Origin of the sequence: Brevundimonas kwangchunensis (assembly GCF_039523815.1) — a bacterium.
Classification (GTDB): Bacteria; Pseudomonadota; Alphaproteobacteria; order Caulobacterales; family Caulobacteraceae; genus Brevundimonas; species Brevundimonas kwangchunensis.
Genome location: NZ_BAAAGA010000001.1, coordinates 233,935 through 246,918, shown reverse-complemented (window position 1 = coordinate 246,918; position 12,984 = coordinate 233,935). Strand labels below are relative to the sequence as shown.

The 12,984-nt window shown below is 69.4% G+C and carries 8 protein-coding genes and 1 riboswitch; of the genes, 4 read left to right on the top strand and 4 right to left on the bottom strand.

Features of this window, described 5'->3' with window-relative positions; translation table 11 throughout:
- Positions 1-2 precede the first annotated feature (2 nt).
- From ABDZ95_RS01225 to metX, 3 genes are read right to left on the bottom strand one after another with little or no spacing between them, the layout of a single operon-like run.
- On the bottom strand, positions 3-1,265 hold the full coding sequence (locus tag ABDZ95_RS01225; RefSeq protein ID WP_343789127.1) for a homoserine dehydrogenase: 1,263 nt from the start codon (positions 1,263-1,265) through the stop codon (positions 3-5).
- Positions 1,266-1,276: 11 nt separating this feature from the next.
- A complete protein-coding gene (gene metB, locus ABDZ95_RS01220) occupies positions 1,277-2,470 on the bottom strand; it encodes a cystathionine gamma-synthase (protein WP_343789124.1) in 1,194 nt (397 codons plus the stop codon).
- On the bottom strand, positions 2,467-3,471 hold the full coding sequence (gene metX, locus ABDZ95_RS01215; protein ID WP_343789121.1) for a homoserine O-succinyltransferase MetX: 1,005 nt from the start codon (positions 3,469-3,471) through the stop codon (positions 2,467-2,469). The genes metB and metX overlap by 4 nt, the downstream gene beginning before the upstream one ends.
- Before the next feature lie 98 nt (positions 3,472-3,569).
- A riboswitch (SAM riboswitch) is annotated at positions 3,570-3,694 on the bottom strand.
- A 252-nt stretch (positions 3,695-3,946) separates the two neighbouring features.
- Between metX and ABDZ95_RS01210 the strand changes: the two genes are divergently transcribed.
- From ABDZ95_RS01210 to gltB, 4 genes are all read left to right on the top strand, one after another.
- Positions 3,947-5,305, top strand: coding sequence for an ammonium transporter (locus tag ABDZ95_RS01210; protein ID WP_343789118.1), 1,359 nt, complete (start codon positions 3,947-3,949; stop codon positions 5,303-5,305).
- 91 nt (positions 5,306-5,396) lie between these two features.
- The gene (locus ABDZ95_RS01205; RefSeq protein ID WP_343789115.1) at positions 5,397-6,080 is read left to right on the top strand and encodes a TorF family putative porin; all 684 of its coding nucleotides are present in this window, start codon (positions 5,397-5,399) and stop codon (positions 6,078-6,080) included.
- A gap of 168 nt (positions 6,081-6,248) precedes the next feature.
- Positions 6,249-7,682, top strand: a complete 1,434-nt coding sequence (locus ABDZ95_RS01200; RefSeq protein ID WP_343789112.1) for an NAD(P)-dependent oxidoreductase — start codon at positions 6,249-6,251, stop codon at positions 7,680-7,682.
- Positions 7,679-12,157: a glutamate synthase large subunit gene (gene gltB / locus ABDZ95_RS01195; protein ID WP_343789108.1), complete on the top strand. Its 4,479-nt coding sequence runs from the start codon at positions 7,679-7,681 to the stop codon at positions 12,155-12,157. Before ABDZ95_RS01200 ends, gltB begins: the two co-directional genes overlap by 4 nt.
- Here the strand turns inward: gltB and ABDZ95_RS01190 are convergent, their stop codons facing one another.
- On the bottom strand, positions 12,158-12,973 hold the full coding sequence (locus ABDZ95_RS01190) for a methyltransferase domain-containing protein (protein ID WP_343789106.1): 816 nt from the start codon (positions 12,971-12,973) through the stop codon (positions 12,158-12,160).
- Between the last annotated feature and the right edge of the window lie 11 nt (positions 12,974-12,984).

Sequence of the window (12,984 nt, the reverse complement as noted above, 5' to 3'; positions counted from 1 at the left end):
GGTCAAGCTGAAGTGCGGCGCCTTGCCGCACCGGCGCAGTCCGTGATTGTGACGAGTTCGGACAGGTCGGCCCACACGCTCGTTGTTGTCGGCAGGCGCCCGGCTCCGCGTCCTTTGGCGATGAAGTTTCGTCCGTCTTCGGTCGTAACCCTGAGGGCATTCCATTCATCGGCGAGATTGGCGAACAGGGGGTCTCCATCGGCGTCGAGAAACGCCACGCCGACATGGCCGGAGCGAACATCCAGACTGGACACCTGCCGCACCCGTTTGCCATCGGGGATTGTGACCGCAGACAGGATGTCTCGCCCGATCCGGTCCGGCGACAGGCCGCCGTCCAGCGCCTCGTGTGCGAGGATGGCCAGCTTGGCGGCGGCGTCCTGCCCGCTGAGGTCGGCGGTGGGATCTTCTTCGGCGAACCCGGCTTTCTGCGCCGCGTTGAGCGCCTCGTCGAACGCGACGCCGTCGGCCAGCCGGTTCAGGATGAAGTTGCAGGTGCCGTTCAGCACCGCCTCGATCCGCACCACGGGTCCGTGCGCTTTGGCACGGCGCACGGTTTCGATCAGCGGCGCGCCCCCGCCGACGCTGGCGGAATACAGCAGGCGAGCGCCGGTCGAGGCGGCAAGCGCAGTCAGGGCGGGAAGGTCGCCGCCGACGGCCTGCTTGTTGGCGCTGACCACGTCCACGCCGCGGGTCAGGGCGGCGCGGATCAGGGCCAGACCGGTGGAAGCGTCCGAGATCGCCTCGACCAGAACGTCGGGCTCGCGCGCCAGCAGGGCGGCAGGATCGGTCAGGGCGAGACCGGCCGGGATGGCCGTCTGGCGCGCGCGATCAGGGTTGCGGACGAGAACGCCGACGACCTCGAACCGGGCGTCCCTGAGCAGGCGCTCCAGCACGCCGCCGCCGACCACGCCGCAGCCGGCGAGCGCGACGCGCAGGACCTTCTCCGGTCGCGGCGTTTCACGGGGCGCCGTGGCCGGGCCAGGAACAACCGAGACGGCCGCGGTCAGCAGGGCCTCGCCCTGCGACGGGCTGACGGCGTCCACGCCGATGGCGTCCAGCGCGGCGATCAGGCGGGCAGGGGCGTCGGCGTCGCCCGAGGCGACGGCCACCACTCGCCGTCCGCGCCGGACCTCGCGATAGACCGCCGAGGCGGCCTCGATCGCATCGGTCGCGTCGAGTTGCAGCAGGGCCACGGGCTCGTCGGCGCGGACGGCGGTCTCGGGGAGAGACGCGGGTGTGCGGGGAAGGGAAAGGAGGGCGGTCACGTCGTCTCTCCTCAGGCGGCCTGGGCGGCCGGTTCGGCCGTCGCCAGCGCGGCGTCGAGGGCGACAGTCAGGTCTGCGATCAGATCCTCCGGATGCTCCAGCCCGACCGACAGGCGCAGCAGGCCGTCGGTGATGCCGGCGACAGCGCGCGCCTCGGGCGTCATGGCGGCGTGGGTCATCAGGGTCGGATGGGCGACCAGGCTTTCGACCCCGCCCAGCGATTCCGCCAGGGTGAAGACCTGCAGCGTGTCGGCAAAGGCGCGCGCGGCGTCGAGCCCACCCTTCAGTTCGAAGCTGAGCATGGCGCCGAAGCCGGCCTGCTGGCGGGCCGCAATGGCGTGACCCGGATGGCTCTTGAGGCCCGGATAGTTGACGCCGGCGACGGCCGGGTGGGCATCCAGCCATTCGGCGATCTTGCCCGCGCTGGACTGCTGGCGCTCGACGCGGGCGAACAGGGTGCGCACGCCGCGCAGGGTCAGCCATGCGTCGAAAGGCGAGCCGGTCACGCCCAGACAGTTGGCCCACCAGGTCAGCTGCTCCAGATCGGCCGGATCCTTCGCCACCACGCAGCCGCCGACCACGTCGGAGTGGCCGTTGATGTATTTGGTGGTCGAGTGGATCACCAGGTCGGCGCCCAGCGACAGGGGGCGCTGCAGGGCCGGCGACAGGAAGGTGTTGTCGACCGCCGATTTGCAGCCGACCGCGCGGGCGCGCTTGCAGATGTCGGCCACGTCAACGACGCGCATCAGCGGGTTGGACGGGGTCTCGATCAGGATCAGTTTCGGCTGGCGGGCGAAGGCCGCGTCCAGCGCCTCGCGATCGTTCTGGTCAACGAAGGTGACCTCGAAATGCCCCTTGCGCGCCCTCGCGCAGAGCAGGCGATGGGTGCCGCCGTAGAGGTCGTGCGGGGCCAGCAGCAGGTCGCCGGGCTCCAGCGAGAACAGGGCCAGATCGACCGCCGCCATGCCCGTGGCAGTCACGACCGCGCCGCAGCCGCCCTCAAGCTCGGCCAGGGTCTCACCCAGCACGTCCCGCGTCGGATTGCCCGAGCGCGTGTAGTCGTAGCGCCGTTTTCCATCGAGCCCGTCGAAGCTGTAGTTCGACGACAGATAGAGCGGCGGGATCACCGCGCCGTGCGTCGGGTCGGCGTTCACCCCGTGACGCGCGGCGGTCGTACAGGGATGACAGTTCGAAGGGGCGGTCATGCGGCGAGCTCCGAGGGACGGGCGTAGAGGGGAGAAAGGGCGGCGTGCAGCGCGCGGCCGACGACCTCGCGCTCCTTCAGGAAGGCGTCGTGGCCGAAGATCGAGGGGGCTTCCTCGAGGCGACGAAGATTGGGGGCGCGACGGGCCAGTTCGCGAATGTCCTCGATCGGCACGAGGCGGTCCGAGGTGAAGCCCAGCACGATCAGCGGGCAGGCGATGGCTTCGGGCGCGACCGCGTGACGATCCAGCGAGTCCGACAGGGCGATCCAGCGGCTGGCCGAGGTGACCTCGGCATAGTTGGCGCCGCGCGAGATCAGATAGTCGCACACCGGATAGGGCTGGCCCGCCTCGGCTGGAGCGGCGCCGCTGAAGCGCCAGTCGAACTCGTCGGCGGTGCGATAGGTGGTCATGGCCAGCTCGCGGGCCAGGGCGATGCCTTCGGCCTCACGACCGCAGTCGCGGGCGAAGGCCAGCAGACGGCGCTGCACCCCGCGCCAGGCTGTGGCGGACGGGTGGGCGCGGTGCGCGGCGGAAATCACGACCAGCTCGCCGATGCGCTCGGGGAAGGCCGCCGCGAAAGCCTGTCCGATGCAGCCGCCGTACGAGGCGCCGACGAAGGCGTCCACGACCGGCTCGCCCAGTGCGTCCAACAGGACGGCCAGCAGCCGCGCCTGATCGGTCGTGGTGAGAGTCACGGTCTCGTCGCGGCCCGGAGCCAGGTCGATGGCGAGGACGCGAATGCGGTTCAGGTCGATCGGGCCTCCGGCGCGCACGGCCCACGACCACCAGCGTGCGGCGTCACGTCCCGACGAAATGCCGCCCGCGACCACGACCAGCGGTGCGCCCGCCACGCCATAAATCCGGCCGACCACCTCGGTGGCGGCCAGAGCCTCGCCCGACTGCAGCCTGAAGTCGGCGGACAGGGCGGCGCGCACGTCGACGCCTGGCGCTTCCTCGACAGGCCAGTCCTGTCCGGCGGTGATGTCTTGCGTGGACGCCAAGGTCCGCTCCGATTCCGCTCAGCGAAACCGATGGGGCGAACCAACTTGTGCGGTGACAGACCCGTGAACCGTTTGCACCCGCCAGGGCGCACTCGTTTCACTCATCTCTCGCGGCTTCCGAAGACGCCCCGCAGGAGTTGGCACCATCTCCAGAGATCGGGTGGATCACTGGAAGGTTGCCCCGGCGTCAAAGGGCCTATCCCTCAGCCGGTCTTGATGAGTGCGCTTACCGTGAAGGAGGCTCCGGAAGCCGTCAACCCCGCTTTCATGTTGCGATCGCAAAAATCGAAGCGCCCCATATCGTGGAACATTGATGCTTTATGGTGATGTTTCTGGGGCCTATCGTGCGATTTAGGCCTCTGGTTTGATCTGAGAAGCAATAAAAATTCACGAAACATCGTCCGGCCACTTGTGCATTTCGCAGATGCGGTAAACAGTTCGCAACTGCGTAACGGCATCCTTTTGGGGGATTGAGATGGTTCGACTTCGCAGCGGCCTCGTATGGGGCCTCACCCTTATCACCACCGCGCTGGCGACCGCCGCCAGCGCCGCGCCGGCCTCTCCGGCGCCCGCGCTTCTCGCGCATCAGGTTCCTCTGGAACTGGACGGAGCCGGCACCGCCTGGCTGATCACCTCGACCGCTCTCGTGCTTCTGATGACCCTGCCGGGTCTCGCCCTGTTCTACGGCGGCATGGTTCGCCGCAAGAACGTCATCGCCACCATCACACAGTCGGTCGGCGTCTTCGCAGTGGCCACCCTCGTGTGGTTCATCGCCGGCTACAGTATCGCCTTCGGCAAGGCTGGCGCTCTGGCAGGCTACGACGCCGATACGGTCAATCAGGTGATCGGCAGCTTCGACGCCATCTTCCTGAACGGGGTCGGCATGGAGACGGCGCACAGCCTGCTGCCGGGCATTCCGGAGTTCGTCTGGATCTCGTTCCAGCTGACCTTCGCCATCATCACGCCCGCCCTGGTCACCGGCGCCTTCGCCGAGCGGCTGAAATACTCGGGCCTGCTGCTGTTCACCGCCCTGTGGTCGCTGCTGATCTACGCGCCGATCGCGCACTGGGTCTGGGGTGGCGGCTTCCTCGGTTCGGCCGGGGTGCTGGACTTCGCCGGCGGCGCGGTCGTGCACGTCAACTCGGGCGTCGCGGGGCTGGTCTGCGCCCTCTTCCTCGGACCGCGGAAGGGCTATGGCGTCGAGCCGATCACCGCCCACAACCCGGTCCTGACAATGATCGGCGCCAGCCTGCTGCTGGTCGGCTGGATCGGCTTCAATGCCGGCTCGGCAGGCGGCGCCAACGCCCTGGCCGGCGTGGCCCTTGTCAACACCATCCTGGCCGCCGCGGCCGCCTCGGTGTCGTGGAAGATCATCGAGGTCATGGAGAAGAAGAAGCCGTCGCTGATCGGCGTGCTGTCGGGTATCGTCGCAGGTCTGGTCGCCATCACTCCGGCGGCCGGTTTCGTGGATCCCAAGGGCGCGGTCATCATCGGTCTGATCGCCGGCCCGGCCTGCTATGCGGCCTCGGTCTGGATCAAGAAGCTGCTCCGCTACGACGACAGCCTGGACGCCTTCGGCATCCACGGCGCCGGTGGTCTGGTCGGCGCCCTGCTGACCGGCGTGTTCGCCTCCACCGCGATCAACAGCCTGTCCGAGGGTGCGACGGTCATGAACCAGGCGATCGGGCTGCTCTGGACCATCGCCTACAGCGCCGTCGGCACCTTCGTGATCCTGCTCGTCTGCAAGTTCACAACCGGCCTGCGGGTCAGCGCCGAGGGCGAGGAAGAAGGCCTCGACACCCACCTGCACGGGGAGGCTCTCGAAAGCGTCTGACGACAGTCGACGAGGCCGGGCGCGGTCCTCTCCCCGCGCCCGGCATCAGTAAGCGTGCGCGTGCCGACATCGAACAACAGGGGATACGATGATGAGACTCGCCTTCGCCTCTGCGGCCGCCGTGGCCGCCCTGTTCACCGCCGCCGTTCCGGCCGACGCCCGGGCGCAGTCGCCCGAGATCGCGTGGAACGTCTCGGCCACTTCCGACTACGTCTTCCGCGGCGCCAGCCAGACCAATGAGGATCCGACGATCCAGGGCGGCGTCGATCTGACGGCCGGATCCTTCTATGCCGGCGCCTGGGCCTCGGGCGTCGATTTCGGGGACGACACCGATGCCGAGGTCGATCTCTACGGCGGCTTCCGCACCGAGGCGGGCGGTTTCGCGCTCGACTTCGGCGCGGTCGCCTACTTCTACGTCAATGCGCCGTCGGGCTCAGACTACGACTTCGTGGAGTTCAAGGCGGCGGCTTCGCGCGCGATCGGTCCGGTGACGCTCGGCGCGGCGCTTTACTGGTCGCCGGACTTCTACGGCCTGGATGAGCAGGCGACCTACGTGGAGGCAAATGCCGCCTTCACGCCCGCGGAAAAGTGGACCGTCAGTGGCGCGGTCGGGCATCAGGCGCTCGACGTCAGCGACGACTACACCACGTGGAACGCCGGGGTCGCGTACGCCTTGACCGAGAACGTTGCGGTGGACGTCCGCTACCACGACACCGACGTGGATGCGCCACTCTACGACGACCGCTTTACGGCGACGCTGAAGTTCACTTTCTGACGCCAGCGTCTTCGCGGGCGCCCACCATCTACCGGCAAGACGTTGCAATCAGCGCCGTCTTGCCGGTTTTCATTTGCGTGAAGAACATTTGATCCGGCACGCAACAGGCGGAAATTGCCGTTCCGTTACACCCTGCTACAACGGCTGTGCAGTTGCGAAGAGGTAGCCGTGGCGTCCGCAAACCAGACTTTCGTGATCATTCCCCGCAGCGCGCCGACGAAGGCCGACGCGTCGCGTCGCGTCGCGAATTTCGACGAAATCTACGCGGACTTCCCCCTCGCCGACGGCAAGGTGCAGTCGAGCCGGTGCGCCCAGTGCGGCGTCCCCTTCTGTCAGTCGGCCTGCCCGCTGGAGAACAACATTCCCGATTGGCTGCGTCTGGCCGCCGAGGGCCGCGCCGAGGAGGCCTGGCGTCAGTCCGAGGCGACCTCGACCATGCCCGAGATCTGCGGTCGCATCTGTCCGCAGGACCGGCTGTGCGAAGGCTCCTGCACGCTTGAACAATCCGGATGGGAAACGGTCACCATCGGCTCGGTCGAGCGCTGGCTGGGCGACATGGCGTTCGAGAAGGGTTGGGTCGACCCTATCCGCCCGCGCGCGGAGAAGGGCCAGTCGGTCGGCATCGTCGGCGCGGGTCCCGCCGGACTGGCGGCGGCGGACCGTCTTCGCTCGGCCGGCTATGCGGTCACGATCTATGACCGGCACGACCGCGCGGGCGGTCTGCTGACCTACGGCATCCCCGGCTTCAAGCTGGAGAAGCACGTCGTGGGACGTCGCGTCGACCGGCTGGCGGACGGCGGGGTCGAGTTTCGTCTCGGTGTCGACGTCGGAGGCGACCTGCCCTTCGTCGAGGTGCGCGCGGCCCACGATGCCGTGCTGGTCGCGACCGGCGTCTATCAGGCGCGGCGGCTGACGGCTCCGGGCTGCGGCTCGGACGGGGTGGTCGCGGCGCTGGACTATCTGATCGCCTCCAACCGCAAGGGTTTCGGGGATGCCGTCCCCGCGTATGACGACGGCGCGCTGAACGCCGCCGGCAAGCGGGTGGTGGTCATCGGCGGCGGCGACACGGCGATGGACTGCGTCCGCACCGCCGTGCGTCAGGGCGCGACGGCCGTCACCTGCCTGTACCGCCGCGACCGCGAGAACATGCCCGGCAGCGCGCGCGAGACCGCCAATGCCGAGGAGGAGGGCGTGGTCTTCGAGTGGCTGGCCTCGCCCCGCGCGGTGCTGGGCGGCGCCTCGGGCGTCACCGGCGTCCGCGCCCAGCGCATGGCCTTGGCGGCCCAGGGCGCCGATGGCCGCTGGTCCGTCGAGGCCTTGCCGGGCGGCGAGTTCGATCTGCCCGCCGATCTGGTCATCGAGGCGCTGGGTTTCGAAGCCGAAGACATGCCGACCCTGTTCGAGACCCCCGACCTGGCCCTGACCGACTGGCGCACCATCCGCACTGCCGGCCACACCAAGGCGACGACGCTGGAGGGGGTGTTCGCCGCCGGCGACATCGTCCGCGGCGCCTCGCTGGTCGTCTGGGCCGTGCGTGACGGGCAGGACGCCGCCGCCGAGATCGACGCCTGGCTGTCCTCGCAGCGGAGGGCCGCGGCATGACCTTCGATGTGAACCAGTTCGAGGCCGACCGGCAGAAGCTGATCGACGCCCACGCCTATGACCCGGCGTCCGAGCGCGACGCCTGCGGTGTGGGCCTCGTCGCCGCCATCGACGGCTCGCCCCGCCGCGAGGTGGTCGAACTGGCGCTCAAGGCGCTGAAGGCCATCTGGCACCGCGGCGCGGTCGACGCCGACGGCAAGTCCGGCGACGGCGCCGGCATCCTGATCGGCCTGCCGCGCGCCTTCTTCGAGGCCCAGGTTCGTGACGCCGGCCACGAGCCCCGGCCCGGCCCCATCGCCGTGGGCATGGTCTTCCTGCCGCGCACCGATCTGGGCGCCCAGGAACAGGCACGCACCATCGTCGAGCGCGAGGTCATGGCCGCCGGCTTCTGGCTGTACGGCTGGCGTCAGGTGCCGACCCGCGTCGAGGTGCTGGGCGAACGCGCCGCCGCGACCCGCCCCGAGATCGAGCAGATCATGCTCAGCGCACCCGACGGTCTGGAGGGCGAGGATCTCGAACGCGCCCTCTACCTGCTGCGCCGCAAGATCGAGCACCAGGCGCTGAAGTCCGGGCTGAAGGACTTCTACGTCTGCTCGCTGTCGGCCCGCTCGGTCATCTACAAGGGCATGATGCTGGCCGAGGCGCTGGCCGACTTCTATCCCGACCTCAACGACCCGCGGGTCGAGGCCAATGTCGCCCTGTTCCACCAGCGCTACTCGACCAACACCTTCCCCGAATGGCGGCTGGCCCAGCCGTTCCGGATGCTGGCGCACAACGGCGAGATCAACACCCTGCGCGGCAACGCCAACTGGATGCGCAGCCACGAGATCCGCATGACGGCCGAGGCCTTCGGCGCCGACGACGCGACGGTGAAGCCGGTAATCCAGGCCTCCGGCTCGGACTCCGCCGCGCTCGACAACGTCTTCGAGGTGCTCGTCCGCGCCGGCCGCCCGGCCCCGATGGTCAAGGCCTTGCTGATGCCCGAGGCGCCGATCGAGGGCGTCATCTCGGACGACCACCGCGCCCTCTATGCCTACTGCAATGCGGTGATGGAGCCGTGGGACGGCCCCGCCGCCGTCTGCGCCACCGACGGCCGCTGGGTCGTGGCGGGCAAGGACCGCAATGGCCTGCGCCCGCTACGCGCCGCCGAGACCACTGACGGCCTGCTGATCTGCGGCTCGGAGGCCGGCATGACCGGCGTGCCCGACGACCGCATCGCCCGGCGCCTGCACATCAACGGCGGGCGCATGATCTCCGTCGATCTGGAGGCCGGCCGCCTCTACGACGAGGCCGAGACCATCGACCGTCTGGCCGCCGAACATCCCTATCGCGAGTGGCTGGCCAACATGGTCGAGCTGGAAACGGTGATCGGGCCGGGCGACGAGCCGCGCCGCCTGCAGGGCGAGGCCCTGACCCGCTTCCAGGCCGCGGTCGGCTGGACGCAGGAGGACATCGACGCCCTGCTGGATCCGATGGCCGGCGACGGCAAGGAAGCGGTCGCCAGCATGGGCGACGACGCCCCGCCGGCGGTGCTTTCCGACCAGTCGCGCCCCTTCGCCCACTACTTCCGTCAGGCTTTCGCCCAGGTCACCAATCCGCCGATCGATTCCCTGCGCGAAGCCGGGGCGATGAGCTTGCGGACTAGGTTCAAGAACCTCGGCAACATCCTGGCCCAGGACGAGACCCAGACCCGCGTCTTCGTGCTCGACAGCCCTGTCCTGACGACGGGCATGTACGAGCGGATGCTCGATGTCGTCGGCGCCGGCGCGACCACGGTCATCGACTGCACCTTCGCTGCGCCCGAGGCCGAGGCCCGGTCCGGCGACGCCCTCCAGTCCGCCTTGGACCGCATCCGGGACGAGGCCGTTGCGGCGGCGAAGGGCGGGGCGGGGCTGATCGTCCTGACCGACGAACGGGCGGGCGAGGGGCGCCCTCTGATCCCCATGATCCTCGCGACCTCCGCCGTACATAACCGGCTGGTCGACGCGGGCCTGCGTACCTACTGCTCGCTGGTGGTCCGCTCGGCCGAGGCGATCGATGCCCACGCCTTCGCGGTGCTGGTCGGCTGCGGCGCGACGGCGGTCAACGCCTGGCTGGCGCAGGAGACCTTCCTCGAGCGTCTGGACGCCGGCCGCTATCCGGGCCTGACGCTGCGCGACGCCTGCCTGAACCACAAGGCGGCGGTCGAGGCGGGGCTGATGAAGATCCTCGCCAAGAAGGGGATCTCCATCATCTCGGCCTACCGCGGCGCCTGCGAGTTCGAGGCGCTGGGCCTGTCGCGGGCGCTTGTCGCTGAGTTCTTCCCCGGCATGACCTCGCGCATCTCGGGCCTGGGTCTGGCCGGCATCGAGGCGCGTGCCGCGGCGCGGGCGGAGCGGGGCTTCGCCTCGGATCGCGCCCGTCTGCGCATCGGCGGCGCGCACCGCATCCGCGCCGGCGAGGAGACCCATGCCTGGGACGCCGAGATGATCCACCGCCTGCAGGACGCCACCACGCGCGGCGACTACAAGCGGTTCAAGGCCTACAGCCGTCGCGCCCGCGAGCTGCCGCCGGTCCACCTGCGCGACCTGCTCGACTTCCGCGAGGCCCTGCCGATCCCGCTGGAGGAAACCGAGAGCGTCAACGAGATCCGCAAGCGGTTCGTGACCCCGGGCATGTCGCTGGGCGCCCTGTCGCCCGAGGCGCACGAGACGCTGAACATCGCCATGAACCGCATCGGCGCCCGCTCGGTCTCGGGTGAGGGCGGCGAGGACCCGGAGCGCTACCACCCGCGTCCGAACGGCGACAATCCGAACAGCGCGGTCAAGCAGATCGCTTCGGGCCGGTTCGGCGTCACGGCCGAATATCTGAACCAGTGCCGCGAGATCGAGATCAAGGTGGCCCAGGGCGCCAAGCCCGGCGAGGGCGGCCAGCTGCCCGGCTTCAAGGTGACCGAATTCATCGCCCGCATGCGCCATTCGACGCCGGGCATCGGCCTGATCTCGCCGCCGCCGCACCACGACATCTATTCGATCGAGGATCTGGCCCAGCTCATCTACGATCTGAAGCAGATCAATCCGGACGCCCGCGTCACGGTCAAACTGGTCGCCTCGTCCGGCATCGGCGCGGTGGCCGCAGGGGTCGCCAAGGCCAAGGCCGACATCATCCTGATCGCCGGCCACAACGGCGGCACCGGTGCCTCGGCCTTGGCCAGCATCAAGCATGCCGGCATGCCGTGGGAGCTGGGTCTGGCCGAGGCTCATCAGGTGCTCAGCCTGAACGGTCTGCGCGGCCACGTCCGCCTGCGCACCGACGGCGGCATCAAGACCGGTCGCGACGTGGTGGTCGCCGCCATGCTGGGCGCCGAGGAGTTCGGCATCGGCACCGCCAGCCTGATCGCCGTCGGCTGCCTGATGGTCCGCCAGTGCCACTCCAACACCTGCCCGGTCGGCGTCTGCGTTCAGGACGAGCGTCTGCGCGCCATGTTCACCGGCACGCCGGAGAAGGTGGTCAATCTGTTCAGCTTCATCGCCGAGGAGACGCGCGAGGTTCTGGCCTCGCTCGGCCTGCGCTCGCTGGATGAGGCGGTCGGCCGCACTGATCTGCTGAAGCAGGTCTCGCGCGGCGGCGCCCAGCTGGACGATCTCGACCTGAACCCTCTGCTGGTGCGGGTCGGGGAGGGCGATGGCCGCCCGGCCGAGGCGCCGCGCAACGCCGTGCCGGATGCGCTGGATGCGCAGATCGAACGCGACGCCACGCCCTTCCTCGAACGTCGCGAGAAGATGCAGCTGACCTATGCGGTGGCCAACACCCAGCGCACCATCGGCACGCGCCTGTCCTCGCGCATCGTCCGCAAATACGGCTCTGACCTGCCTGACGGCCACCTGACCCTGAACCTGCGCGGCGCCGCCGGCCAGTCGCTGGCGGCCTGGGGCATGAAGGGCCTGCGGATCGAGCTGGACGGCGAGGCCAACGACTATGTCGGCAAGGGGCTGTCGGGCGCCGAGGTCATCGTCCGGCCGCCTCAGTGGCAGGCCGGCGCGGCAGTCATCGGCAACACCTGCCTGTATGGCGCGACCTCGGGCGCCCTGTTCGCGGCGGGCGCCGCGGGCGAGCGCTTCGCCGTTCGCAACTCCGGAGCCACGGCGGTGGTCGAGGGCGTCGGCGCCCACGGCTGCGAGTACATGACCGGCGGCTCGGTGGTGGTGCTGGGCTCGGCCGGCTGGAATTTCGGCGCCGGCATGAGCGGCGGCGAGGCCTTCATCCACGACCCGGAAAGTCAGGCCCACCTTCGCCTGAACGCCGCCTCGGTCCTGACCGGCCCGGTTATCGGCGATGCCGCCACGCGCCTCCACACCCTGGTGTCCCGCCACGCCCGCGAGACAGGGTCGCCGCTGGCTCGCAAACTGCTGGAAACCTGGCCGACCGCGGTGCTGACCTTCCGCCACATCCTCCCCCGCGAGGAGGCCGTGGCGGTCAGCGCGAAGCGGGCCTGATCACAGCTTCTCGGCGATGATCTCCATCACCGTCGGGGTGATCATGATGGCGGCCGGATCGGCCTCGGCCTTCTCAAGGGCCGCCGGCACCCGCTGGGCCCAGTCGGGAGTCAGCTTGCCGGCCTCGACGAGATGCTTCGGATAGTTCCGCAGCCAGCTGGACGGCCATTGCCAGATGAAGCTGCTGGGCTGGACCACGTCGACGATGGGGTTCATCTGCACGATCCGCATGCCCTGTTTCAGCAGTAGGGCGGGCAGGTCCCGGCCGATGTCCGGCTCGCCGCCGCTGGCGCGCCAGTCCTCGACGACATGGTCGGTAAAGCCGCGGATCGCGCCGTCGTCCGGCACGACAGTGAAGCTCTCATAGTTCAGATACTCGTGGATCACCGCCGTACCGCCCGGCTTCAGCGAACGAGCCAGCTTGGCGACGACCAGTTCGGGGTCGCTGACGAAGGCCAGCACCCAGCGGATCCAGAAGGCGTCGGCCTCGCCCTCTGGCAGGTCGTCTTCGACCAGATCCAGAACGTGTGGGACGATGACGTCCGCGAAGCCGCGCTGGGCCGCCGCCGCCATCATGATCTCGGAGAAGCGTGCAGAGCGTTCGAGGGCGATGACCCTGCCGTCCTCGCCGACGATCTCGGCCAGATCCAGACTGGCCCAGCCCGGGCCCGCGCCGGCGTCGACCACGGTCGAGCCCGTCTTGATCCCCGCACGTCGCCACGCATCCAGCACTCGCGGTCGCCAGACGCGGTGCTGATGCCCCAGCCGCCGGACCTCAAGGTCGTGCGTGCCCAGCAGATAGTCGCGATCTTCCAAGACGAGGCGCT

Bases quoted from the DNA above. Each gene is read 5' to 3' on its own strand.
- ABDZ95_RS01210 (WP_343789118.1), top strand. From the start codon at position 3,947: ATGGTTCGACTTCGCAGCGGCCTCGTATGGGGCCTCACCCTTATCACC.
- ABDZ95_RS01205 (WP_343789115.1), top strand. From the start codon at position 5,397: ATGAGACTCGCCTTCGCCTCTGCGGCCGCCGTGGCCGCCCTGTTCACC.
- gltB (WP_343789108.1), top strand. From the start codon at position 7,679: ATGACCTTCGATGTGAACCAGTTCGAGGCCGACCGGCAGAAGCTGATC.
- metB (WP_343789124.1), bottom strand. From the start codon at position 2,470: ATGACCGCCCCTTCGAACTGTCATCCCTGTACGACCGCCGCGCGTCAC.